General features: G+C 65.1%; 20 protein-coding genes. 13 read left to right on the top strand and 7 right to left on the bottom strand.

The genetic code is table 11. The features are described from left to right. Position 1: 1 nt before the first annotated feature. Both ACF8SD_RS11980 and ACF8SD_RS11975 read right to left on the bottom strand, forming a co-directional pair. On the bottom strand, positions 2-724 hold the full coding sequence (locus tag ACF8SD_RS11980) for a FadR/GntR family transcriptional regulator (RefSeq protein WP_009685864.1): 723 nt from the start codon (positions 722-724) through the stop codon (positions 2-4). 176 nt (positions 725-900) lie between these two features. Next, a complete protein-coding gene (locus tag ACF8SD_RS11975) occupies positions 901-2,634 on the bottom strand; it encodes an IlvD/Edd family dehydratase (RefSeq protein WP_392483650.1) in 1,734 nt (577 codons plus the stop codon). 185 nt (positions 2,635-2,819) lie between these two features. On the opposite strand from ACF8SD_RS11975, the gene ACF8SD_RS11970 reads away from it, so the two are divergent. The 6 genes from ACF8SD_RS11970 to ACF8SD_RS11945 all read left to right on the top strand — a co-directional run bounded on the left by ACF8SD_RS11970 (position 2,820) and on the right by ACF8SD_RS11945 (position 9,509). Beyond that, complete coding sequence (locus ACF8SD_RS11970) at positions 2,820-4,127, top strand: MFS transporter (protein ID WP_392483649.1); 1,308 nt, start codon at positions 2,820-2,822, stop codon at positions 4,125-4,127. Between the two features lie 31 nt (positions 4,128-4,158). Further along, positions 4,159-5,148: an AraD1 family protein gene (araD1, locus tag ACF8SD_RS11965; RefSeq protein WP_173889822.1), complete on the top strand. Its 990-nt coding sequence runs from the start codon at positions 4,159-4,161 to the stop codon at positions 5,146-5,148. A gap of 35 nt (positions 5,149-5,183) precedes the next feature. Continuing rightward, the gene (locus ACF8SD_RS11960; RefSeq protein WP_392483648.1) at positions 5,184-6,758 is read left to right on the top strand and encodes an aldehyde dehydrogenase (NADP(+)); all 1,575 of its coding nucleotides are present in this window, start codon (positions 5,184-5,186) and stop codon (positions 6,756-6,758) included. Between the two features lie 149 nt (positions 6,759-6,907). Beyond that, a complete protein-coding gene (gene glsB, locus ACF8SD_RS11955) occupies positions 6,908-7,816 on the top strand; it encodes a glutaminase B (protein ID WP_173889818.1) in 909 nt (302 codons plus the stop codon). Positions 7,817-7,931: 115 nt separating this feature from the next. Then, positions 7,932-9,005 carry an aldo/keto reductase gene (locus ACF8SD_RS11950; RefSeq protein ID WP_392483647.1) on the top strand — a complete coding sequence of 358 codons (1,074 nt, stop codon included), beginning with the start codon at positions 7,932-7,934 and terminating at the stop codon, positions 9,003-9,005. Positions 9,006-9,284: 279 nt separating this feature from the next. Beyond that, the gene (locus ACF8SD_RS11945; RefSeq protein WP_173889815.1) at positions 9,285-9,509 is read left to right on the top strand and encodes a hypothetical protein; all 225 of its coding nucleotides are present in this window, start codon (positions 9,285-9,287) and stop codon (positions 9,507-9,509) included. Positions 9,510-9,558: 49 nt separating this feature from the next. Here ACF8SD_RS11945 and ACF8SD_RS11940 read toward each other — a convergent pair whose 3' ends face one another. The 3 genes from ACF8SD_RS11940 to ACF8SD_RS11930 all read right to left on the bottom strand — a co-directional run bounded on the left by ACF8SD_RS11940 (position 9,559) and on the right by ACF8SD_RS11930 (position 11,817). Continuing rightward, the gene (locus tag ACF8SD_RS11940) at positions 9,559-10,323 is read right to left on the bottom strand and encodes a hypothetical protein (RefSeq protein WP_173889813.1); all 765 of its coding nucleotides are present in this window, start codon (positions 10,321-10,323) and stop codon (positions 9,559-9,561) included. A 151-nt stretch (positions 10,324-10,474) separates the two neighbouring features. Next, positions 10,475-11,245, bottom strand: coding sequence for an SDR family NAD(P)-dependent oxidoreductase (locus tag ACF8SD_RS11935; protein WP_392483646.1), 771 nt, complete (start codon positions 11,243-11,245; stop codon positions 10,475-10,477). A 101-nt stretch (positions 11,246-11,346) separates the two neighbouring features. Next, positions 11,347-11,817: a MarR family winged helix-turn-helix transcriptional regulator gene (locus tag ACF8SD_RS11930; RefSeq protein WP_029886991.1), complete on the bottom strand. Its 471-nt coding sequence runs from the start codon at positions 11,815-11,817 to the stop codon at positions 11,347-11,349. Between the two features lie 198 nt (positions 11,818-12,015). Here ACF8SD_RS11930 and ACF8SD_RS11925 point away from each other — a divergent pair, with 198 nt between their 5' ends. The 5 genes from ACF8SD_RS11925 to ACF8SD_RS11905 all read left to right on the top strand — a co-directional run bounded on the left by ACF8SD_RS11925 (position 12,016) and on the right by ACF8SD_RS11905 (position 19,305). Next, on the top strand, positions 12,016-12,846 hold the full coding sequence (locus ACF8SD_RS11925) for a p-hydroxycinnamoyl CoA hydratase/lyase (protein ID WP_009685852.1): 831 nt from the start codon (positions 12,016-12,018) through the stop codon (positions 12,844-12,846). A gap of 72 nt (positions 12,847-12,918) precedes the next feature. Beyond that, the gene (locus ACF8SD_RS11920) at positions 12,919-14,367 is read left to right on the top strand and encodes an aldehyde dehydrogenase (RefSeq protein WP_392483645.1); all 1,449 of its coding nucleotides are present in this window, start codon (positions 12,919-12,921) and stop codon (positions 14,365-14,367) included. 74 nt (positions 14,368-14,441) lie between these two features. Further along, positions 14,442-16,325, top strand: coding sequence for a feruloyl-CoA synthase (locus tag ACF8SD_RS11915; RefSeq protein WP_392483644.1), 1,884 nt, complete (start codon positions 14,442-14,444; stop codon positions 16,323-16,325). Beyond that, complete coding sequence (locus ACF8SD_RS11910) at positions 16,322-17,560, top strand: thiolase family protein (protein WP_392483643.1); 1,239 nt, start codon at positions 16,322-16,324, stop codon at positions 17,558-17,560. Before ACF8SD_RS11915 ends, ACF8SD_RS11910 begins: the two co-directional genes overlap by 4 nt. A 14-nt stretch (positions 17,561-17,574) precedes the next feature. After that, a complete protein-coding gene (locus tag ACF8SD_RS11905; protein WP_392483642.1) occupies positions 17,575-19,305 on the top strand; it encodes an acyl-CoA dehydrogenase family protein in 1,731 nt (576 codons plus the stop codon). Here the strand turns inward: ACF8SD_RS11905 and ACF8SD_RS11900 are convergent. Together ACF8SD_RS11900 and ACF8SD_RS11895 are read right to left on the bottom strand one after the other, a co-directional pair. After that, positions 19,289-20,311 (bottom strand): formylglycine-generating enzyme family protein, encoded by a 1,023-nt coding sequence (locus ACF8SD_RS11900; protein WP_392483641.1) that lies wholly within the window; start codon positions 20,309-20,311, stop codon positions 19,289-19,291. The genes ACF8SD_RS11905 and ACF8SD_RS11900 overlap by 17 nt on opposite strands. After that, the gene (locus ACF8SD_RS11895) at positions 20,308-21,990 is read right to left on the bottom strand and encodes an arylsulfatase (protein ID WP_392483640.1); all 1,683 of its coding nucleotides are present in this window, start codon (positions 21,988-21,990) and stop codon (positions 20,308-20,310) included. The genes ACF8SD_RS11900 and ACF8SD_RS11895 overlap by 4 nt, the downstream gene beginning before the upstream one ends. A gap of 249 nt (positions 21,991-22,239) precedes the next feature. Here ACF8SD_RS11895 and ACF8SD_RS11890 point away from each other — a divergent pair, with 249 nt between their 5' ends. After that, the gene (locus ACF8SD_RS11890; RefSeq protein WP_392483639.1) at positions 22,240-23,631 is read left to right on the top strand and encodes an alginate export family protein; all 1,392 of its coding nucleotides are present in this window, start codon (positions 22,240-22,242) and stop codon (positions 23,629-23,631) included. 33 nt (positions 23,632-23,664) lie between these two features. Continuing rightward, positions 23,665-24,897, top strand: a complete 1,233-nt coding sequence (gene mhpT / locus ACF8SD_RS11885) for a 3-(3-hydroxy-phenyl)propionate transporter MhpT (RefSeq protein ID WP_392483638.1) — start codon at positions 23,665-23,667, stop codon at positions 24,895-24,897. Positions 24,898-24,994 lie beyond the last annotated feature (97 nt).

Genomic DNA, 24,994 nt, shown 5'->3' with positions numbered 1-24,994 from the left:
CTTAGCTGGTCGGGTCCTGCCCCAATACTTTGCTCAGTGCCACGCGGGCATCCTCAAGCTGTACCAGCGAGGCATGGCGTGCACCGAGTGCGTCGCCGTTCTGGATGGCGGTCAAAATGGCCTTGTGCCGGGGCAGGGCGAGCTGGTCGAAGTTTGGCCGCTGGTTGGAATAGCGCACCGATTCGCGCAGGGCCATGGACAACATGTTGCACAGGTAGGCCAGCAGGTCATTGTGGGTGGCGTCGGCGATGCGTGCGTGAAAGTCCAGGTCCGGTTGCAGCCGCTCTTCATGGGTGCGCGCGGCTTCCATGCGTTGATACGCTTCGCTGATCGACTGCACATCTTCGGCCGTAGCGTTGGTGGCGGCCAGCGCGGCGGCAGCGGGCTCGATGACCCAGCGTACGCTGGACAAGGTATTGAAAAAGTCCTTCTGCGGCGTGGCCTGCATCAGCCAGTGCAGCACGTCTGGGTCAAGCATGTGCCAGTCATGGCGTGGCCGCACCAGGGTACCGACCCGCGGGCGGGCTTCGACCAGGCCTTTGGCAGTCAGCGCGCGCATCGCTTCGCGGAACACCGGCCGGCTGATCGCGTAGCTTTCGCACAGGCTGGCCTCGTTGGGCAGCTTCTGCCCGGGCGCCAGTTGACCGGAGACGATCTGCAGGCCGAGGTCCTGTACCAGAGTGGTGTGCATGCTCTTGCGCGTGGAGGGCTGGCGGTAATTCATGGGGGGCGCGGGTGGTCCTTCAAGCGGGGGAGAGCATCATAGCATCAGTGGATGGGCCGGCGGCCGTTTGGCCAGGTTGCAGCAGTTGGCTTCGTTGGCGGGAAATAGCGTGGGTGGAACGGGCTTCGCCGGTGTACTTGGCTGAGCCCGCTCCTTCATTGGCGGGGTGCGGCTCGTCAGTGTGAATGCTTGGGCACCGCTGCCCCACGGCAGCCCACCAGGAAGTCGAAATCGCAGCCTTCATCGGCCTGCATCACATGGTCCAGGTACAGCTTGGCATACCCGCCGTTGATCAACTGCGGCGGGGCTTGCAGGTCGGCCAGCCGGCCGGCCAGTTCCTCGGCACTGATATCCAGGTGCAGCCGGCCCTCCTTGCAGTCCAGTTCGATCCAGTCACCTTCCTGCACTGCGGCCAATGGCCCGCCTGCTGCGGCCTCGGGCGCCACATGGAGTACCACGGTGCCGTAGGCAGTGCCGCTCATGCGTGCGTCCGAAATACGCACCATGTCGGTTACGCCCTGGGCCAGCAACTTCGCCGGCAGGCCCATGTTGCCGACTTCGGCCATGCCCGGGTAGCCCTTGGGCCCGCAGTACTTCATCACCAGTACCGAATTGGCGTCTACATCCAGTTCTGGGTCGTTGATGCGTGCCTTGTAGTCTTCGAAGTTTTCGAACACCACGGCGCGGCCACGGTGCTGCATCAGCGCCGGGGTGGCGGCTGACGGTTTGAGCACCGCGCCCTTGGGCGCCAGGTTGCCACGCAAGATGCAGATACCGCCATCGGCCACCAGTGGGTTGGCCAGCGGGCGTATCACTGCTTCGTCATATAACGGCGCGGCCTGGCAGTTGGCCCACAGGCTGTTGCCGTTGGCCGTCAGCGCGCTGGGGTTGGGCAGCAGGCCATGTTCGCCCAGGCGGCGGATGACCGCGGGCAAGCCACCGGCGTAATAGAACTCTTCCATCAGGAAGCGACCCGATGGCTGCAGGTCGACCAAGGTCGGTGTCCCGCGGCCAACGCGGGTCCAGTCTTCCAGTTGCAGGTCTACGCCAATGCGCCCGGCAATCGCCTTCAGGTGGATAACGGCGTTGGTCGAGCCGCCGATGGCGGCGTTGACGCGAATCGCGTTCTCGAAGGCTTCGCGGGTGAGGATTTTCGACAGGCGCAGGTCTTCGCGAACCATATCGACAATGCGCATGCCGGAAAGGTGGGCAAGGACATAGCGGCGGGCATCCACTGCCGGGATGGCGGCATTGTGGGGCAGGGAGGTGCCCAGTGCCTCGGCCATGCAGGCCATGGTCGAGGCGGTGCCCATGGTGTTGCAGGTGCCGGCCGAGCGCGACATGCCAGCTTCGGCGGAAAGGAACTCGTTGAGGTCGATCTGGCCGGCCTTGTAGGCCTCGTGCATCTGCCAGACGATGGTGCCGGCGCCAATGTCCTTGCCCTTGTGCTTGCCGTTGAGCATCGGCCCGCCGGTCACCACGATCGCCGGCACATCGCAGCTGGCAGCGCCCATCAGCAGCGCTGGGGTGGTCTTGTCGCAGCCTGTCAGCAGCACCACGGCGTCCACCGGGTTGCCGCGGATCGCTTCCTCCACATCCATGCTCGCCAGGTTGCGGGTGAGCATGGCGGTGGGGCGCAGGTTGGACTCGCCGCTGGAAAACACCGGGAACTCCACCGGGAAGCCGCCAGCCTCCAGCACGCCCTTTTTCACATGCTCGGCAATTTTGCGGAAGTGCGCGTTACACGGCGTCAATTCCGACCAGGTGTTGCAGATGCCGATGATCGGCTTGCCCTGGAACTCATGGTCCGGAATGCCCTGGTTCTTCATCCAGCTGCGGTACATGAAGCCGTTCTTGTCGGCGGTTCCGAACCATTGGGCAGAGCGCAGGGGGCGTTTGGCGTCAGACATATCGGGAGACCTTATTAGTATTACTATTAGTTGGCTATTGCCTAACTGTACTGCGTGAAATCGCGCATGTGAAGGCTTGTTGTTCCAAATAGTATTACTATATGATCCTGTCGCCAGGTTAGCGGTCTGCCAAAAAGCCCCGGCCGGGTGCTGTGCTCATTACAAGAACAATTGGAGACATCGCCATGATTCAGGAGCAGCGGCTTGTCCGCCTGATCACACTGAAACTCATCCCTTTTCTGGTTCTGCTTTACCTGGTGGCCTACGTCGATCGTTCGGCGGTGGGTTTTGCCAAGCTGCACATGGGCGCCGACATCGGCCTGGGTGACGCAGCCTATGGCCTGGGTGCCGGGCTGTTCTTCATCGGCTATTTTCTGTTCGAAGTGCCGAGCAACCTGCTGCTCGATCGCTTTGGCGCGCGACGCTGGTTCGCCCGCATCCTGGTGACGTGGGGTGCAATTACCATCGGCATGGCCTTCGTGACCGGGCCCAATGGCTTCTACGTGATGCGCTTCTTGCTCGGCGCAGCCGAGGCGGGCTTCTTTCCGGGGGTGCTGTACTACATAACGCAGTGGTATCCGGTGCGGCATCGCGGCAAGATCCTGGGCTTTTTCATCCTCTCGCAGCCCCTGGCCATGCTGATCACCGGGCCGCTTTCCGGCGCGCTGCTGGGGCTGGAAGGCAGCTACGGCCTGCATGGCTGGCAGTGGCTGTTCATCTGCATCGGCACCCCGGCGGTGCTGCTCGCCTGGCCTACCTTGCGCCTGCTGCCGGACGGGCCTGCCCAGGTGCGCTGGCTCAGCGAGGCACAACGCAGTTGGCTACAGGAGCAACTGGCCAACGACCTGCGTGATTTTGGCCAGACCCGCCATGGCAACCCGCTGCATGCGCTCAAGGATGGGCGCGTGCTGTTGCTGGCGCTGTTCTACCTGCCGGTCACCTTGAGCATCTACGGTCTCGGCTTATGGCTGCCAACGCTGATCCACCAGTTTGGCGGCAGCGATCTGGTCACGGGTTTCGTTTCGGCGGTGCCCTACCTATTCGGCATCATCGGCCTGTTGATCATGCCCCGCAGCTCCGACCGCCTCAACGACCGCTACGGGCACCTGGGCCTGCTGTGTGCGCTGGGCGCCATAGGCCTGTTCCTCAGTGCCTGGCTGACGGTGCCGGTGCTGCAGTTGGCCGCGCTGTGCGTGGTGGCGTTTGCGCTGTTTTCCTGCACGGCCATCTTCTGGACGCTGCCTGGGCGGTTCTTTTCAGGTGCCAGCGCAGCCGCAGGCATCGCCCTGATCAACTCGATCGGCAACCTTGGCGGCTATCTGGGGCCGTTCGGTATCGGCGCGCTCAAGGAACACACCGGGCAGTTGTCTTCGGGGCTGTATTTCCTTGCCGTGGTGATGCTGTTCGGCGTGCTGCTCACCGGCGTCGTCTACAACCGCCTGGAGCGTCGCCAACGCCTGGCTTCCACGCGGGCCGCCGAAGGCGCCCGCTGAACTTTGCAACCGACAAGCGAGCACATCAACCATGCGACTGATTCAATTTGAAAGCGCCGCCGGCGCACGCCATGTGGGCGTGGTGGAAGGCGAGTACGCCCTTGAAGTGCTGGGCGCCAGCAGCACCCGTGAGCTGGCCTTGCAGGCCATTGCCGCAGGCCGCGATCTGGCCAGTGAAGTCCAGGCCGCGGGGCTGGGTGAGCGGCACGACTACCTGGCCTTGCTGGCCCAGGGCCGTGTGCTGCCACCTTTGGACCACCCGGACCCGGCGCACTGCCTGGTCACCGGCACCGGCCTGACCCACCTGGGCAGCGCCGCCACCCGCGACAAAATGCACCAGCAACAGGCCGAAGGTACCTTGACCGACAGCATGCGCATGTTCCAGTGGGGCCTGGCGGGCGGGCGGCCGCCAGCGGGTGAGGAGGGTGCGCAGCCGGAGTGGTTCTACAAGGGCGACGGCGCGATCGTGGTGCGCCCCGGCGCCGACCTGCCGCTACCGCCCTTTGCCGAAGACGCCGGCGAGGAGCCAGAGCTGGTCGGGCTGTACCTGATCGGCCCGGGCAATACCCCGTACCGTCTTGGCTACGCCTTGGGCAACGAGTTTTCCGACCATGTGCTGGAGCGGCGCAACTACCTCTACCTGGCGCATTCCAAACTGCGCGCCTGCAGTTTTGGCCCGGAGCTTCGCCTGGGGGCGTTGCCAGCGCACCTCGAAGGCACCAGCTGCATTCTGCGCGATGGCCAGGTGCTGTGGAGCAAGCCGTTCCTGTCTGGTGAGCAGAACATGTGCCACAGCTTCGAGAACCTGGAGTACCACCACTTCAAGTACGGCCAGTTCCTGCGCCCTGGCGATGTGCATGTGCACTATTTCGGCACCGCCACACTGTCGTTCGCCGACGGCGTGCAGGCCCGACCGGGCGATACCTTCGAAATCAGCCTCGACGCCTTTGGCCAGCCGCTGCGCAACGGCATTGCCGCAGCGCCCGGGCAGGTTCGCCCGGGGCTGGTGAAAAGCCTGTGAGGGCCAGGCCTTCTTTCTTGTTACAGGAGTCAACCATGTCTGCAAGCAATTTCATTGGCGGCCAGCGCAGCGCTGCTGGCAGCGTTCACCTGCAAAGCTTCGATGCCCGCACCGGCGAAGCCTTGCCGGGGGTCTTCACCCAGGCCACCCCTGGCGAGGTGGCTGCCGGTGCCGAGGCCGCCGAAGCGGCATTCGTCGAATACAACGGCATGGCGCCCGAGCGTCGCGCGCAGTTTCTCGATGCCATTGCCGACCAGCTGGATGCGTTGGGCGATAGCTTCATCGCCACGGTGTGCCGCGAAACGGCCTTGCCTGCTGCGCGCATCCAGGGCGAGCGCGGCCGAACCAGCAATCAGCTGCGCCTGTTCGCCAAGGTACTGCGCCGCGGCGATTACCTGGCGGCGCGCATCGACCGCGCCCAGCCACACCGGCAGCCACTGCCACGCCCGGACTTGCGCCAATACCGTACCGGCGTAGGGCCGGTAGCCGTGTTCGGTGCCAGCAACTTCCCCCTGGCGTTCTCCACTGCCGGCGGCGACACCGCAGCAGCGTTGGCCGCTGGCTGCCCGGTGGTGGTCAAGGCGCACAGCGGCCATATGGCCACGGCAGCGCAGGTAGGCGAAGCTATCGAGCGGGCGGCGCAGGCGACCGGCATGCCTGCCGGGGTGTTCAACATGATCTACGGTAGCGGTGTGGGTGAAGCGTTGGTGCGCCACCCGGCCATCCAGGCGGTGGGGTTTACCGGTTCGCTCAAGGGCGGGCGGGCCCTGTGTGACCTGGCGGCAGCACGCCCGCAGCCGATTCCGGTGTTCGCTGAAATGAGCAGCATCAACCCCGTGCTGGTCTTGCCCGCGGCGTTGCGCGCGCGCGGCGAGCAGGTGGCCGAGGCGCTGGCGGCGTCGGTGGTGCTGGGCTGCGGGCAGTTCTGCACCAACCCCGGGCTGGTCATTGGCATTGCCGGTGAGGCATTCACCGCCTTCACTGCGGCGCTGGCTGCGCAACTGGCCGACCAGCCCGCGCAAACCATGCTCAATACCGGCACCTTGCGCAGCTATGCCAGTGGCGTGCAGCGCCTGCACCAGCACCCAGGCGTGCGCCACCTGGCCGGTGCCGAGCAGGTTGGCGACCAAGCCTGGGCCCAGCTGTTCCAGGCCGATGCGAGCCTGCTGTTGAACGGTGACGAACTGTTGCAGGAAGAAGTGTTCGGGCCTGCCACGGTACTGGTCGAAGTCGCCGACGAAGCCGAGCTTCGCCGCGCTGTGCAAGCGCTGCACGGGCAGCTCACCGCCACCCTGATCGCTGAGCCGCAAGACCTCCAGCAGTTCGCCACGCTGGTGCCGCTGCTGCAGCGCAAGGCAGGGCGCCTGCTGCTCAACGGTTACCCCACCGGTGTCGAAGTGTGCGAAGCGATGGTGCATGGTGGGCCCTACCCGGCCACCTCCGATGCCCGTGGCACCTCGGTCGGCTCCTTGGCCATCGACCGCTTCCTGCGCCCGGTGTGCTACCAGGACTACCCCGATGCGCTGCTGCCCGATGCGCTGAAAAATGCCAACCCGCTGGGGCTGCAGCGCTTGGTCGACGGCCAGCACAGCCGTGAGGCATTGAGCTGACGCTGGCTTGAGCATGGCGGCAGCCCACGCCTTGCAGGGCGCACGGCGCCGACGGGGAGTTTGTTGCCAAATGTGTGATTTCCTTCACGCACTCGGCGTCAAGAATGCGACCCCCGCCGTCGTCGAGGGGGACTGAACCAGGGCCCGCCATGCAAACGCTGTTGAACGAGATCCTTGAACAAGTACGCCCCTTGATCGGCACGGGCAAAGTTGCCGATTACATTCCTGCGCTGGCCGACGTGCCGGCCAAGCAACTGGGCATCGCCGTCTACAGCAACGATGGCAGTCACTACTGTGCAGGCGACGCCCTGGAACCGTTCTCGGTGCAGAGCATTTCCAAGGTGTTCAGCCTGGTTCAGGCGATAGGCCATTCGGGTGAAGCGATCTGGGAGCGGCTTGGCCATGAGCCGTCCGGCCAGCCATTCAACTCGCTGGTGCAGCTGGAGTTCGAGCGCGGGCGCCCGCGCAACCCGTTCATCAACGCAGGGGCCTTGGTCATCTGCGACATCAACCAGTCGCGCTTCGCTGCGCCAACCTTGTCGATGCGCGATTTCGTCCGGCGCCTGTCCGGTAACCCGCACATCCAGATCGACACTCGCGTCGCCGATTCGGAGTATCAGTTCCGCGCGCGCAATGCGGCCATGGCTTACCTGATGCAGTCGTTTGGCAACTTCCACAACGAGGTGGAAACGGTGCTGCGCAGTTACTTCAGCTACTGCGCACTGCGCATGAATTGCCTGGACCTGGCGCGGGCATTCTGCTTTCTGGCCAATGATGGCTTTTGCAAACACAGCGGTCAGCAAATCCTCAGCCGTCGCCAGACCCAGCAGGTGAACTCGATCATGGCCACCAGCGGCCTGTATGACGAGGCAGGCAACTTCGCCTACCGGGTAGGGTTGCCGGGCAAGAGTGGCGTGGGCGGCGGCATCGTCGCCATCGTACCGGGGCAGTTCAGCGTGTGCGTGTGGTCGCCGGAGCTGAACGCGGCGGGCAACTCGCTGGCCGGCATGGCCGCGCTGGAGTTGCTGAGCGCACGCATTGGCTGGTCGGTGTTCTGAATACCAGGCTGGCCTGGCGCGTGGTCGCTTGCACAGCCGGGTTAGGCCAACCTGATTGAACGTTTCAGCGCCATGGGCCGTCGGTATTGCATGTCTTATGCAATGGAGGTAGCCCATGAAATACCGCGCACTCGGCAACACTGGCCTGCTGGTTTCGGAGCTGGTGGTTGGCACGGTCCCGTTCGGCGGGCGTGGCGCATTTGAAAAAACTGGTAGCGTGGATGTCGACCAGGCACGGCGCATGTTCGACATGGCCTTCGATGCCGGCGTCAATATGGTGGACACGGCCGACTTGTACTCGCACGGCCTTGCCGAAGAAATCGTTGGCCAGGCGCTGGCCCAGCGCCGCCAGTCGATCATCCTTGCGACCAAGGCGCGCAGCCCGATGGGCGACAACCCCAACGACAGCGGGGCGTCGCGTTACCACTTGATTCGCGCCTGCGAGGCCAGCCTCAAGCGCCTGGGTACCGACCATATCGACCTGTACCAGGTACACAACTGGGATGGTATGACGCCAGTGGAGGAAACCCTGGCGGCCTTGGACCACCTGGTGCAGAGCGGGAAGATCCGCTACTTCGGTACGTCCAACTACACCGCCTGGCAAATGATGAAAACCCTGGGCAGCGCGCGCGTGAATGGCTGGCAGCAGCCGGTATCGCAGCAAATCTACTACACCCCCGAGGCGCGCGAAGCCGAGTACGAATTGCTGCCCATGGCCATCGACCAAGGGGTTGCAACGTTGGTGTGGGGGCCCTTGGGCGAGGGGTTGCTGACCGGCAAGGTGCGGCGCGGCCAGCAGACCCCCAAGGGCACCCGCCAGGGCAATGACTGGCCAGAACCCTACGTGCATGATCGCGAGCGGGCCTATGACATCATCGAAGCCTTGATCACCATCGGCCAGCGCCATGGCTGCTCGCCGGCACGGGTATGCCTGGCCTGGCTCAAGGACCGCCCAGGCATCACCAGCGTGATCACGGCGGGGCGCAGCTTCGAGCAGTTGCATGACAACTTGCAGGCGACCGAGCTGGTGCTTTTGCCAGAAGACCTGGAACAGATGGAACAGGCCACGCGGATCGCGCCCCAGTATCCCTACTGGCACCGGATCGCGGCCGAGATGGACCGCATCGACCCTGCCGAGGCGCCATTCATCGCATTGCACCGCAAAACGATGCAGCTCCAGCAACCGTGACGAGTGCCGGTAATCGTTCAGCCACCATCGAAGAGGACATGCCCATGGCCGAGCAGCAGAAAGACCAGCAGACCCAAGTGCCAGCCCATTCCACGGAAGAGGAGAAGGCCCGTTTGAAAGACAAGAACAAGGAAGGCATACCGCCGGGCGCCGAGTAAACGCAGGGCAGCGCCAACCTGGCGGTCGTTTGGTTCTAAGGGCCAGGCGGCCGCTATTTACCTGAATTAATTTCTGCCCGACCGGTCAGGTATTGAGTCCTTGTTCAATCAAGAGGTTCTTATGCACGCCTATACGGTCCGCTATCAACTCAATGGCCAGCCTTGCACCCACACCTTCGAGCTCGAACAGACCGAGCTTGCCCTGCACCAGGCCGCGCTGCACCTGATGGTGCTGCACTTCGGCGACGGCGAGAACAGTTTGCTGATGCCGCCCGCTGATGCCAGCCCGGAAGAAGTCCTGGCCCAGGCCAAAGTAATGGGGCTGACCCAAATCGACGTGGCGTGACCAAGCCCACCGGGTGAGCCCGCCACCCCTTGGCGTGGCAGGCTGAACGTCAGCGCCGCCGTAATGCGGCGGCAAGCCCTATGGTCAGCACCACGGCACTGGCGATTGCCAGGCCGATGGCAGCCGCGGCGCCCCAGGCTTGCAGCAGTGCTGCCAATACCAGGTAGAACGCGATCACCCCCACCGCGCCAATCGCATTGCCCCGCACCATCGCGGCCATTCCGGGCCGGCCATTCTGAAGGTAGGCAAACACGACCAGCGGCCATGCGATTACCGGTATCGGTGCCAGCATGCCGCTGGTTGCCGGGCCCAGCCAGTCGGCCAGGCTTGTGGTCAGCATCAGCAGGCTGGTCGCGGCCACCATGCGCAGTGGAATTTCCCAGTATCGGTGCTTGGGGCGGGCCAGCATGTCCGGGCTGGGCTCGCGACCACTGGCGCGTATCAGCACCCCGATCAGAACCAGCGCTGCGGCAACCGACAGGTGCAGGTTGCCCCAGTGGGTAAATGCGTAAGCCACCAGGCCGTAGGCCAGCAACGCCAGCAGTACGGCGGGTACCAGCGCTGCCCGACGGGTGCTCCACATGAAGCAGCAGTACGTCGCCTGCACCGCCACCAGGCCGCCCAGTGCGCCAGGCACTGCAGCTACAGCAAAGGTGCTGCCCTGTTCCAGGCACAGGAAGGTCATGACCAGTGCCGAGGTAATGGGCATGCCGGACAACAGCCCGCCCAGCAGGCCGCCCCATCGGCGCGACGCCAGGGAAATGGCCCACATCAGCAAAGGGGTGACGATTAGCTTCAGGTACAACAGCGTCATTGCGCGAATGGGCCCAGGCCCAGCTCGGTGTGGGTGGCCAGGGGCTGCAGCAGCATGCAATCGTTCCTTGTACGTGGGGGCAAGCCTGCGAGCATGCGGCGGCGCAAGGGCCGGGGTCAAGGCTCGGGCCGGCCCGGCAGCCCGAAGCGGCTCACCACGGGATCCGCTGGCCGTCCCATCCCCAGAAGCTGCCACTGTCGGCTGGGCCTGTCCGGCCTACCTGGTCGATCACGCACTGAGCGGCAAACGCCGGCTCGAACAACTTGCCCGGCGGCACATTGCTTTGGAATGGGCGCGACAACGCGGTATCGGTGGTGCCTGGGTGCAGCGCCAATACCGTAGCCGCCGGGTTCAGGCGTTGCAGCTCGATACTTGCCGTGTGCAACAGCTGGTTCAGCGCCGCCTTGCTTGCGCGGTAGCTGTACCAGCCGCCCAGGCGGTTGTCGCCGATCGACCCCACCCGCGCCGACAGTGCGGCAAAGGTGGCCGGCTGTTGGCGCAGCAGGGGTAGCAAGTGCTTGAGCAGCAGAATGGGGGCGAAGGCATTGGTCACGAAGCTGGCCTGCAACCCGGCCAGGTCCAGCTGGGCCAGGGATTTTTCCGCCTTGGCGCCTTGCTGGTGCAGAATGCCCAGCGTGCTCACCACCAGGTGCAGGTGCTTGCAGCCAGCGCTGACCGTGCTGGCCAGTGCTGCGAGGGCCGCCTCGTCGCGTGCATCGCAATCCACCAGCCGCAGGCGTTGGCCGTGTGCGGCCGTCAGCGCAAGCAATGCGCTGCTACGGCTGGCACTGCGCGATACCGCCCACACCAGGTCGATATCGTCGCGGGCCAGCAAGGCCTGGCACAGTGCCAGACCGATGCCTTGGCTGGCGCCGCCTATCAGGGCATTGGCTTGCCCGGTCAATCCAGGGATCAGGTGCATGGGGTGCCCTCGGCACTGCGGGGTACTCCCAATGAGTACACCGGGTCATTGCAGATCATGCGCTACCGGCAGCAGTACCGCGGTAGCACGGCTCACAGGTTTTACGCCTGGTAGATCCTGGTCAACAAGCGCAGTAATTGCTCGCGCTCCTCGTCATTCAGTGCCGCGGTCGCTTCCCGGTCGCTGTCGCTGGCGATCTGCTTCAACTCCTTGAGCAGTACTTCACCGGCCTTGCTGAGAAAAATCCCGTACGAGCGCTTGTCCGGTTTGCAGCGCACCCGTACGGCCAGGGCGCGTTCTTCCAGCTTGTTCAACAGCGGCACCACCTGGGGTGGCTCGATGGCCAGCGAGCGAGCCAGGTCCGCCTGCATCAGCCCTGGGTTCTGCTCGATCACCGCCAGCGCCGAAAATTGCGCCGGGCGCAGATCATGGGCAGCCAGCCGGCCGATAAAGTTCTGAAACAGCTTCAACTGGGCACGGCGAAGGGCATAACCGATCAAGTCTTCAAGCACGACATCCGCCCCGGAAACGGCGGTGGCAGCGGTATCGGTAGTGCGGGCAGACCTTCCCATCGGGTGAATGGCTCCTGGGGCATGGGTAAGAAAGTTACCTAGTTTGCCTGCCTTGGCAGGATCCGGCTAGAGGAGGGCTGGTGAAAAAGAGCGGTGGCTGAAATGCCGCAAAGGATAATTTTCATAATAGTTAATTGACATAACTAATTTGCTCCCTTAGCTTGAAGGCATCACCCCGAACAACAAGAGTGCAGAACCATGAGCAAATACGCAGGCCGTTGGGCTACCGTGAAAGTCGAGTTGGAGTCGGGCATTGCCTGGGTCACGCTCAATCGGCCAGAAAAACGCAACGCCATGAGCCCCACCCTGAACCGGGAAATGATCGACGTGCTGGAAACGTTGGAGCAGGACGCCGAGGCTGGCGTACTGGTCCTGACCGGTGCCGGGGAGTCGTGGACGGCCGGCATGGACCTCAAGGAGTACTTCCGCGAGGTGGACGCCGGGCCGGAAATCCTTCAGGAAAAAATCCGCCGCGATGCCTCGCAGTGGCAGTGGAAGCTGCTGCGCATGTACGCCAAACCGACCATCGCCATGGTCAACGGCTGGTGTTTCGGCGGCGGTTTCAGCCCGCTGGTGGCCTGCGACCTGGCCATCTGTGCCGACGAAGCCACGTTCGGCCTGTCGGAAATCAACTGGGGCATCCCGCCCGGCAACCTGGTCAGCAAGGCCATGGCCGATACCGTGGGCCACCGTCAGTCGCTGTACTACATCATGACCGGCAAGACCTTCGGTGGGGCAAAGGCGGCCGAAATGGGCCTGGTGAACGAAAGCGTGCCATTGGCGCAACTGCGCGAAACCACCCGCGAACTGGCGCTGAACCTGCTGGAGAAAAACCCGGTGGTGCTGCGTGCCGCCAAGAACGGCTTCAAGCGTTGCCGCGAGCTGACCTGGGAGCAGAACGAAGACTACCTGTATGCCAAGCTTGACCAGTCCCGCCTGCTGGACACCGAAGGGGGGCGCGAGCAGGGCATGAAGCAGTTCCTCGACGACAAGAGCATCAAGCCAGGCCTGCAGGCTTACAAGCGTTGAGTGCCAGCGGGCCGCGCCGCCCCTGGCGGCAGCCCGCGAATAGTGCCCATGAATACAACGAGAGGAATGAGCATGTTGCAGGTGCCTTTGCTGATTGGCGGGCGGTCGTGCCCCGCCAGCGATGGACGAACCTTCGAGCGACGCAACCCGGTCAGTGGTGAAGTGGTATCGCAGGCGGCCGCGGCTTCGCTGGGCGATGCCGATGCCGCTGTGGCAGCCGCCAGCGCGGCATTCCCGGCGTGGGCAGCGCTGGCGCCCAGTGAGCGACGTAGCCGCCTGCTGGCCGGCGCAGACCTGCTGCAGGCACGCGCCGGCGAGTTCATCGCTGCGGCCGGTGAAACCGGGGCGATGGCCAACTGGTACGGCTTCAATGTGAAGCTGGCGGCCAACATGCTGCGTGAAGCCGCCGCCATGACCACGCAGGTCACCGGCGAGGTGATCCCTTCGGATGTGCCTGGCAGTTTCGCCATGGCCTTGCGCGCACCGTGCGGGGTGGTGCTGGGTATCGCGCCCTGGAATGCCCCAGTCATTCTGGCCACGCGCGCCATCGCCATGCCCCTGGCGTGCGGCAATACCGTCGTGCTGAAGGCGTCGGAGCAGAGCCCGGCGGTGCACCGGTTGATCGGCCAGGTGCTTCAGGATGCGGGGCTGGGCGACGGCGTGGTCAACGTCATCAGCAATGCCCCGGAGGATGCGCCAGCGGTGGTCGAACGCCTGATTGCCAACCCCGCTGTGCGGCGGGTGAATTTTACCGGCTCCACCCAGGTGGGGCGCATCGTCGGCGAGTTGGCCGCACGCCACCTGAAACCGGCCTTGCTGGAGTTGGGCGGCAAGGCGCCGTTGCTGGTGCTGCACGACGCCGACCTGGACGCCGCGGTCGAAGCGGCGGCCTTTGGTGCTTACTTCAACCAGGGCCAGATCTGCATGTCCACCGAGCGCTTGCTGGCCGATAGCCGCATTGCCGATACCTTTGTCGATAAGTTGGCAGTCAAGGTCAGCGGGCTTCGTGCTGGCGACCCCCAGGCCAGCGACTCGGTGCTCGGTTCGCTGGTCAGCAGTGCGGCGGGCGAACGCATCAAGGCGCTGATCGACGATGCCGTGGCCAAGGGCGCTCGCCTGGTCTGCGGCGGCCAGCTGGACGGCAGCATCCTGCAGCCGACGCTGCTCGACCATGTCGACAGCAGCATGCGCCTGTACCGCGAGGAGTCGTTCGGGCCGGTGGCTGTAGTGCTGCGCGCCGAAGGTGACGAGGCCTTGCTGCAACTGGCCAACGATTCGGAGTTTGGCCTGTCTTCAGCCATTTTCAGCCGGGATACCGGCCGGGCGCTGGCCCTGGCCCAGCGCGTGGAATCGGGTATCTGCCACATCAACGGGCCGACCGTGCACGATGAAGCGCAAATGCCCTTCGGCGGGGTGAAGTCCAGCGGTTATGGCAGCTTCGGCAGCCGCACGGCCATCGACCAGTTCACCCAGTTGCGCTGGGTTACCTTGCAACAGGGCCCCCGGCATTACCCCATCTGAGCAACACGCAATGGGCCGCCCCGGGCAATGCCCGGCGGCGGCAGCCTGTACAACAAGAACAAGGAGCAACCTGCGTGAATACCCAAGCCCGCCTGCGGTCATCCGATCCTGGCCAACCGCCGCGCTACCGGCAGGTGTCCATTGGGCACCCACAAGTGCAGGTCAGTGAAACCGACGGTGTGCTGCGCATGCTGCCGCTGGAGCCGTTGGCGCCTTTGCCGGCGCGCCTGCTCGACCGCCTGCTGCACTGGGCGCGCGTGCGCCCGCACACCACCTTCATCGCCGCGCGCGAGCCCAGCGGTGGCTGGCGTGAAGTCAGCTATGCGCAGATGCTCGACCAGGTACGTACCATCGCTGCCCACTTGCTGGGGTTCGGCCTTGGCGCCGAACGGCCGCTGGTAGTGTTTTCCGGCAATGACATCGAGCACCTGCAGCTTGCCCTGGGGGCCATGTATGCCGGCATTCCTTACTGCCCGGTGTCGCCTGCCTACGCACTGCTGTCGCAGGACTTCGCCAAGCTGCGCCACGTTTGCGAGGTGCTGACCCCTGGCCTGGTGTTCGCTACCGACAGCCAGCCGTTCCAGCGTGCCTTCGATACCGTGCTGGATGAGTCGGTGCCGGTGGTCAGCGTGCACGGCCAGCCGCCACGCCGCCGCCATTTCAGTTTTGCCAGCCTGCTGCAGCCCTGTGACCTGGCGCCGGCAGACGCTGCGTTCGCCGCCACCGGGCCCGATACCATTGCCAAGTTCCTGTTCACCTCGGGTTCCACCAAGCTGCCCAAGGCGGTGATCACCACCCAGCGCATGCTCTGCGCCAACCAGCAGATGCTCCTGCAGACCTTCCCGGTGTTTGCCGAAGAGCCGCCGGTGCTGGTCGATTGGCTGCCCTGGAACCACACCTTCGGCGGCAGCCACAACCTGGGCATCGTCCTGTACAACGGCGGCAGTTTCTATCTGGACGCCGGCAAGCCGACCCCGCAAGGCTTCGCGGAAACCTTGCGCAACCTGCGCGAGATTTCGCCCACGGCCTACCTCACCGTACCCAGGGGCTGGGAAGAGCTGGCCAAGGCGCTGGAGCAGGACGCCCAGCTGCGCGAGGTGTTCTTCGCCCGCATGAAGCTGTTCTTCTTTGCCGCAGCGGGTCTTTCGCAAAGCGTTTGGGACCGCCTGGACCGTATCGCCGAGCAGCACTGCGGCGAGCGTATCCGCATGATGGCGGGCCTGGGCATGACCGAGGCGGCGCCGTCCTGCACCTTTACCACCGGGCCGCTGTCGATGGCCGGCTACGTCGGCTTGCCGGCACCAGGTTGTGAAGTGAAGCTGGTGCCTCAGGCCGACAAGCTCGAAGCGCGGTTTCGCGGCCCGCATATCATGCCGGGCTACTGGCGCTCGCCGCAGCAGACCGCCGAGGTGTTCGACGAGGAGGGCTTCTACTGCTCGGGCGATGCCCTGAAACTCGCCGATCCGCAACAGCCGGAGCAGGGCCTGATGTTCGACGGCCGCATCGCCGAGGACTTCAAGCTGTCGTCGGGTGTATTCGTCAGTGTCGGGCCACTGCGCAACCGTGCGGTGCTGGAAGGCTCGCCCTATGTGCAGGACGTCGTGGTCGCGGCGCCCGATCGCGAGTGCCTGGGCATGCTGGTGTTCCCGCGGCTACCCGAGTGCCGGCAATTGGCGGGGCTTGGGGCAGAGGCCAGCGACGCCCAGGTGCTGGGCAGCGACGCGGTGCGCCAGTGGTTTGCCAACTGGCTGACGCACCTGAACCGGGACGCCCAAGGCAACGCCAGCCGCATCGAATGGCTGGCCCTGCTCGAAGAGCCGCCCTCGATCGACGCGGGCGAAATCACCGACAAGGGCTCGATCAACCAGCGTGCGGTGTTGCAGCGGCGCGCTGCCCTGGTCGAGGCGCTGTATCGCCGCGAAGCCCCGGGCCAGTTGCACGCACAGGCGCGGCCATGAGCGGCGGGCTGTGCACTGTGTTCGACGACGTTGCCATCGTCGAAATGGTGCGCACCCCTTGGGTTGACCTTGGGGGTGCGCTGGCAACCGTGTCACCCATTGACCTGGCCATCAAGGCCGGGCGGGCGGTGCTGGCGCGTGCCGGTAGCGATCCGCAGGCCGTGGGCAGCGTGCTGGCCGGCAGCCTGGCCCAGGCCAGCTTCGATGCCTATTTCCTGCCAAGGCATGTCGGCCTTTACTGTGGCGTGCCGCTGGCAGTGCCGGCCTTGGCGGTACAGCGCATCTGTGGCACGGGGCTCGAGCTGTTGCGCCAGGCGGCCGAGCAACTGCGCAGCGGGGCGCCACAGGTGCTGTGCGTAGGTGCCGAATCCATGTCCCGCAACCCGATCGCGGCCTATGAACACCGGGGCGGCTTCCGCTTGGGGGCGCCGGTGGGGTTCAAGGACTTTCTCTGGGAGGCGTTGTACGACCCGGCGGCCGATGTGGACATGATCGGCACCGCAGACAACCTGGCCCGTGAGCATGGCCTGGCGCGGGAAACCGTGGATGCCTGGGCCTTGCGCAGCCATCAGCGCGCGTTACAGGCCCAGCAGGCCGGTTGGTTCGCTGAGGAAATCGTTAGCATCAGCAGCGAAAGCTTCTTCGCCGACGGCTACCAGCCACGCGGTATCGAACTGCCACGCGGGCTCGCCGAAGTGCGCCGCGACAGCCACCCACGGCCCACCGATGCTGCAGCGCTGGCGCGGCTGCGTACCGTGCACCCTGGTGGGGTACAAACCGCAGGCAACAGTTGCGCGGTGGCCGATGGGGCGGCGGCGGCAGTGGTGGCGCCCTACGCCAGTTGCACGCGACCGCCCCTGGCGAAACTGTTGATGGCCACTGCGGTGGGCGTATCGCCGCACACCATGGGTATCGGTCCGGTGCCGGCCATCGAGCTGCTACTGCGCCGCAGCGGCTTGCGCGCAGACCAGATAGACCGCTTCGAAATCAACGAAGCGCAAGCCGCGCAGGTGGTGGCGGTGGCCCAGGCGCTACAGCTCGATGTGGCAAAGCTCAACGTTCACGGTGGCGCCATTGCCCTCGGGCACCCGCTGGCCGCCACCGGGTTGCGGCTGGTGCACACACTGGCCCGGCAACTGCAGCAGGGCAACCTGCGCTATGGGGTGGCTGCTGCGTGCATAGGCGGCGGCCAAGGCATGGCGCTGCTCATCGAAAACCCCCGTTTCACTGCCTGAACAAGAGGTGTTCCATGGCCTGGAAGGCCCCCCTGCTGGACATGCAATTTGTGCTGCAACATTGGCTCCAGGCTGATAAGGCCTGGCAGGCAATGCCGCCTCATGCCGACCTTGACTTGAACCTGGCGTGGCAGGTGCTGGAACAAGCCGCCCGCTTCACTGAACAGGTGCTGGTGCCGCTGAACGCCACAGGTGATCGCCAGGGTTGCCGTATGGAGGAGGGGCAGGTGCGGACCCCGCACGGTTTCCCGGCGGCCTACCGGGCTTATGTCGAGGCAGGGTGGCCGGCACTGGCCTGTGCCCCGCAGTTCGGCGGCCAAGGGTTGCCGCTGGTGCTCGACGCTGCGCTGCAGGAAATGCTCTTCGCCAGCAACCATGCCTGGGCCATGTACACCGGTATCGCCCATGGCGCGTACCAATGCCTGCAGGCGCATGCCAGCGAACAACTGCAGGCACGCTACCTGCCCGGTATTGTCAGTGGCGAGATCCTGCCCACCATGTGCCTGACCGAGCCCCAGGCCGGCAGCGACCTGGGCCTGTTGCGCTGCCGCGCCGAACCGTTAGGCGACGGCCGTTATGCCATCACGGGCAACAAGCTGTTCATCTCCGGCGGCGACCACGACCTGACCCGCCAGATCGTGCACCTGGTGCTGGCGCGGCTGCCGGGCGCGCCGACCGGCAGCCGCGGTCTGTCGCTGCTGCTGGTCCCCAAATGGCTGGAAGACGGTCAGCCTAATGCGGTGCAGTGCGAAGGCCTGGAGCACAAGCTGGGTATCCGCGGTAGCGCCACCTGTGCACTGCGCTTTGAAGCGGCCAGTGGCTGGTTGGTGGGGCAAGCGCACGGCGGTCTGGCGGCGATGTTCGTGATGATGAATTCGGCCCGGCTGCACGTTGGCTTGCAAGGGCTGGCACACGCCGAAGCCGCCTGGCAATGCGCCCGGGAGTACGCCATGGCGCGTAGGCAGATGAATGCGCCCGGGCAGCCCAAGGGCCAAGCCGACCCCATTCACTTGCACCCCGCCATGCGCCGGGTGCTGCTTGAGCTGCGGGTGCGCAGCGAAGGTATGCGCGCACTGGGCTACTGGGCGGCGCACTGGCTGGATGTGGCCGCAGCGGCCACTGACCCCGGGCAACGGGCCAAGGCAGCGACCTTGGCGGCGCTGCTGACACCGGTAATCAAGGCTGCCTTCACCGAGCAAGGCTTCACCCTGGCCAGCAAGGCCCTGCAGGTGTTCGGCGGTTATGGCTACACCTGCGAGTTCAGTATCGAGCAAACGCTGCGCGACAGCCGCATCGCCATGATCTACGAAGGCACCAACGAGGTGCAGGCCAACGACCTGCTGCTGCGTAAGGTGCTGGGTGACGGCGGGGCGGGCATGGCACTGCTGCTGGGCGAACTGCGTAAAGAAGCCGGCACCGGCATGGCGGCTGCGGTTCTGCAGAAGGTATGTGCGGTGCTGCAAGGGCTACTTGCCGAGGTCATGGCCAAGGCGGCCGCTGACCCCGAGTACCCGTACCGCGCGGCCGGCGACTTCCTGCAACTGTGTGCCACGGCGTTGCAGGCGTTTGCCTGGGCGCGCACCGAGCGTTGCCTGCAGGCCCTGCCGGTGGACGCGCCACTGCGCCTGCAAAAGCAGGAAAGCATCGGCTTTTTCTGCAACTACCTGATGCTCGATTTCGACCGCCAGGTAGCGGCCGTGGTGGCGGCCGCTGCCCCGTTGCCCAGCATTACCGCACCGTTCTGAAGCCCACGTGTGAAGTGGCCATGAACACCGGCTGAGGTTGCCGCGCCGAAGGCCGGTAGCGCAGGCAGCGGTCTGCCGAACACAGGTGCGAACCCCCCTTGATCACTGCCACTTTCACGCCGGGGTCGGCAGGGTCTTGGCTGTCGTCCAGGCTTGGCCCGGGCGGGTCCAGGCCAGCGTCGCGCTGCGGCGCATGGCCAGGGCGGTAACCCGTGCGGGTCAACTCCCAGACATTGCCCCCGGCATCGAACAGGCCAAAGCCGTTGGCCGGGAAACAGCCCACCGGCGAAGTGCCGGTGAAACCGTCGGTGGCGGCGTTGTGGTACGGGAATTGGCCCTGCCAGGTATTGGCCATGGCTTTGCCCTTGGGCAGTTCGGTCATGCCCCAACTGAAGTCGGCATCCTGCAGGCCGCCGCGCATTGCATATTCCAGCTGCGCCTCGCTGGGCAGCCTGCGCCCGGCCCAGCGCGCATAGGCCTGTGCATCCTCCAGTGCCACTTGCACCACCGGGTGGTTATCCAGCCCTTGCAAGTCGCTGCCCGGGCCTTGCGGGTGGCGCCAGCTTGCCCCGGGCACGAACTGCCAACCCGGGCGCAGCACATCCGGCCCTTGCTTGAACACCATTGCCCCCGGCACGCGCAGGTGCTGGGGCAGGCTGGGGTCGTCGGCCGTGTCGATCCCCCGCTCGGCATGGGTGAGGTAGCCGGTCGCCGCGACAAAACGCGCGAACTGGGCATTGGTGACCGGATGTACATCGATCCAGAACGCCGACACTTGCGCCAGGTGGGCGGGGCCCTCCTCGTCGTAGTAGCGGTCCGAGCCGAAACTGAACTTGCCGCCGGGCAGCTGCACCATACCGTCCCGCCAGGGACCTTCACGGGGGGCGGGTACACCGCCATAGCCATCACACAGCAGCGCCGGGGCCGCCGCTTGCGGCCAGGCGCTGTAGCCAATGGCGAGCAAACCGGCGGCGAGCAGTGCGCAGCCGGCTGCACGCCCGCTCATTGCTTGCTGGCCACCGCCGGGCTCGCCACTCTGGCAGGGCTGGCGGGGCGGCCATCGGCATCGGTCACGATATTGCTGCGCTGGGCGTAGGCCTTCCAGTCGCGCAGCATCTGTGCCACTTGCTCGGGGTGCGCAGCGGCGATGTCGTGGTGCTCACCTGGGTCTTTGCGCAGGTCGTACAGGTGCCACGCCGGTTTGCCGTCGGTGGCATCCCACAGCAGCTTCATCGGGCCCTTGCGCAGCGAAGCACTGCCGTTGATTTCCCAGCCCAGGGCTTCGTCACCGGCATGGATGAGCGTGTCGTCGCCTTGCAGGTAGTCCAGTGCCGAACTTCCCTGCGGCGGCACGATATCGCGGTCGCGGTACTTGATGCCGGGCATCGGCGCACCGGCCAGTTGCAACAGGGTGGGCATGATGTCGCGCACGCTGGCCAGCGCTTCGCTGCGCCCCGCTTTGATCGTGGCCGGGTAGTTGACAAAGGCCGGCACGCGGATGCCGCCCTGGTAGGTGGTCATCTTGTAGCGGCGGCTGGGCAAGGCGCTGACCTGCGCCCAGGCCGAGCCGATCATCAGGAACGAGTCGCGTCGGCCGTAGTTGTCCAGGCGGTTGTCGAAGTGCTGGCTGATCCACGTCGGGTCCACCCGTGAGGCGTTCTCCGGGCCATTGTCGGACATGAACAGGATCAGCGTATTTTCCAGTTCGCCCCGCTGGCGCAGGTGCGCTACCAGCCTGCCCACCTCGGCATCCAGGGCGCTGACCATGGCGGCGTAGACCTCCATGGTGCGCGCCGATTGGCGTTGCTGCTCGGCGCTGAGCGATGCCCAGCTCGGCACCCCTTCCAGTTGTGGGTCCAGCGGGAAGTCTGCCGGCACCAGGCCGGCCTTGCGCTGGCGCTCCAGGCGCTGTTTGGCGATGGCCTCGTAGCCCTGGTCATAGCGGCCGCGGTATTGCGCCAGGTACTGGTCCGGTGCCTGCAGCGGCCAATGCGGCGCGGTATAGGCGGCGAAGGCGAAGAACGGTTTGTTGCCAGGGTTGGGCTGGTCAATGGCGCCGATCAGGCGGTCAGTGAACCAGGTGCTCGAGTAGAAGTCGCTGGGCAGCGCGATGGGCTCACCGTTGTGCAGGAAGGTTGCGCTGTAGTTCGGCAGCAAGTCCATGTTGGCTTGCTTGAAGTGCGCGGCGCCGCCTTCGAGCAGCACGTAGGCCTGGTCGAACCCGCGGTTCTGCGGCTGTTGCGCAGGTTGCATGCCCAAATGCCATTTGCCGGAAATGAAGGTCCGGTAGCCGGCATCGTGCAGCAGCTCGGCAAGGGTGGCGACATTGCCTGCCAGCACACCCTCGTAGCCGGGGCGCACTTCAGTGCCTGGCGGCAGGCGCTTGCGTGCCTCGGCCATCATGCCCAACCCGGCCAGGTGCGGGTCGTTGCCGGACATCAGCATCGCCCGGGTCGGGGAGCAACTGGGCGCGGCATGAAAGTCCAGCATCAGGCGGCCGTCGGCCAGCAGGTTGTCCAGGTTGGGGGTTTGAATTTCGCTGCCCAGTGCTGACAGGTCAGAGAACCCGAGGTCGTCAGCCACGATGAGCAGAATGTTTGGTTGTTTAACGATAGGGGCGGCCATGGCTTGGCTGGTGCCGAGCACCAGCAGGCCGAGCGCGGCAAGGGATTTTAGGCAGTTCATTGAGATGCTCTTGTTGTTTTGGTAGGTGAAGGGCAGTGCTTACCCTCAGGTTAGACACCACGCAGCTTCGATATTAGCGGCCAAGAGCGGATTTGCGCAGGCGGTTGGCGCATAAGCGTTCGATCAGCGAACGCTTATGCGCGCAGGTCGCTTGTCGGCAGCACTTAACCATTGACGGCACTATGGTTAACAAAAATAATAGTTAACAGAGTTATCCAATTTTATAAGAACAAGTAAAGGAAACTTCTGATGACCAAGCCGTTGAACCGGGCATGGGTGCCCGTTGTGCTGCTTTCGCTATGCCAGTACACGTATGCTGCGAACCCGTTGGAAGGGAGCCGGCCAGGCCGGCCCGGCGCGCCGCGCTGGGTCGAGGACTACCGCTTCCTCGATGACCCCGCCACGGCCAGCGACCCGTTCGATGGGCTGCGCTACCACCGGTTGTCCGAGTCGGCCTGGCTGCAGCTCGGCGCGGAGGCCCGCTACCGTGCCGATGCCTTGGACCAACCCTTCTTCGGTTTGCGGGGCCTGAAAGACGACTCCTACCTGCTGCAACGCTTGCAGGCGCATGCCGATCTGCACCTGTTCGATGACAGGCTGCGCACGTTCTTGCAGGTGGAAAACACCCGCGCCTTCGGCAAGGACCTGTATTCGCCCAACGACGAAGGCCGCAACGAAATCCGTCAGGCGTTCATCGACTTCAATCATGACTTTGCCGCAGGCCGGTACACCACCCGCGTCGGTCGTCAGGAAATGGCCTACGGCGATCAAGTCTTCGTCACCTACCGAGACGCGCCGAACCTGCGCCTGAGCTTCGATGGCGTGCGCGCCAGCCTCAACCTCAAGCGCGGCTACAAGCTCGATGCCTTCGCCGTCAGGCCACTGAAAACCGGTGAGGACAGCTGGGATGACGGCAGCAACAACGCGGTGAAGTTCTATGGGCTCTACGGCACGTTGCCGCTGACCCCCAGCTGGAACATGGACCTGTTCGGCTTTGGCCTGCAGACCGACGCGCGCAGCCTGGCTGGCGAGGTCGGCGACGAGCAGCGCTACACCTTCGGCACTCGCCTGTTCGGCCGCTATCAAGCGCTTGACTGGAGCTGGAACCTGGCTGGCCAGCGGGGCCACCTGGGCGGCGCATCGATCCGCGCCTGGGCGCTGTCGAGTGACAGTGGCTATACCTTCGCCCACCCCTGGCAACCCCGGCTGGGGCTGCGCGTCGATGTTGCCAGCGGCGATGGCGAGCCTGGCGATGGCAAGGTCGGTACGTTCGACCCGCTGTTCCCGCGCAACGGCGTGTATGGCGAAGCCAGCCTGACCACCTTGAGCAACTTGATCGTGGTCGGGCCCACGTTCGCGTTTTCGCCTTCGCGCACGGTACGTTTCGAGCCGGCCGTGCTGGCGGTGTGGAAGCAACGCGAAGAGGACGGGGTGTACATGCCGGGCATGAGCATGCTGGCCAACACCCGGGGAACCGGGCGCCATGTCGGCACTATCTACCGGGCCAACGCCCGTTGGCTGGCCACACCCAATCTCACGCTGGACCTGGACCTCAAGTACTACGACGTTGGCGCTGGCATCAAGGAGGCCGGCGGCGAAGATTCTTCGATCGTTTCATTGCGTGCCACATTCAGGCTTTGACTTCTCGACCCATAACAACAACAGGGGCCACACATGAGTCATTCATCCACAGCTGCAAGCAAGCCGGTGCTCACCATCGGCCTGTGTTTTCTGGTGGCATTGCTTGAGGGCCTGGACCTTCAGGCCACCGGCGTCGCTGCACCGCACATGGCCAAGGAATTCGCGCTGACCTCGGCGATGCTCGGCTGGGTATTCAGCGCAGGGTTGCTCGGGCTGTTGCCGGGCGCGTTCATTGGCGGCTGGCTGGCCGACAGGCTGGGCCGAAAAGCGGTGTTGATCGTCGCGGTATTGCTGTTCGGTGGTTTTTCGCTTGGCACTGCGCATGCCGACAGCTACAGCACGCTGTTGATCGCACGGCTGGTGACAGGGTTGGGGCTTGGTGCAGCGCTGCCGATCCTGATCGCCCTGGCCAGCGAGGCGGCGCCGGAGCACCTGCGCAGTACTGCGGTGAGTGTGACCTACTGCGGCGTGCCGCTGGGTGGGGCGATCGCTTCGGTGATCGGCATGGCCGGGTTGGGTGAAGACTGGCGAGTGGTGTTCTACGTGGGCGGTATTGCGCCGATCGTGATTGCCCTGGTGCTGATGCTGTGGCTGAAAGAGTCCCAGGCGTTTCGCGCCCGGCCTGCTGCCAGCGCGGGTGATGCGGGGTTGCTGACCCAGCTGTTCGGGCCGGGGCAGGTCAGCCGCACGCTGCTGCTCTGGCTGGCGTGCTTCTTCACCCTCACTGTGCTGTACATGCTCCTGAACTGGTTGCCGTCGTTGTTGATGGGCCAGGGTTACAGCCGGCCGCAGGCGGGTGCGGTGCAGATCCTGTTCAACTTTGGCGGCGCAGCAGGCTCGTTCCTGACCGGGCGCATGATGGACCGCGGGCATGCCGGGCGTGCGGTGTTCATCGCCTACGCCGGGATGCTGGCCTCGCTGGCTGGGCTGGGGCTGTCGAGCAGTTTTGCGCTGATGCTGGTGGCGGGCTTTACCGCCGGTTATTGCGCCATTGGTGGGCAACTGGTGCTGTATGCGTTGGCACCCACGCTGTACCCCACCCACGTGCGCGCCACAGGCGTTGGCGCGTCTGTGGCAGTAGGTCGACTGGGCTCGATGGCTGGGCCGTTGGCTGCCGGGCAAATCCTGGCGGCGGGGGCGGGGGTAGGGGGCTTGCTGCTGGCGGCCTCACCCGGCCTGGTGGTGGCTGCGTTGGCAGCGCGCGCGTTGCTGGGGCAGCGTAAGCGCGCAGTTCTGCCTGCTGCGGCGCAGAACGCCGCGCCGTAGGCCTGCCTGGAGTGCAGGGGCTTTGCGGCCCATCGCAGGCAAGCCAGCTCCCACAGGGATCGCGTCAGGGCTGACAGGTGTTTGTCAGAAGATATGC

Source organism: Pseudomonas sp. CJQ_9 (genome assembly GCF_043106615.1).
GTDB classification, from domain to species: Bacteria; Pseudomonadota; Gammaproteobacteria; order Pseudomonadales; family Pseudomonadaceae; genus Aquipseudomonas; species Aquipseudomonas juntendi.
This window is presented reverse-complemented; position numbering and strand designations above follow the sequence as displayed.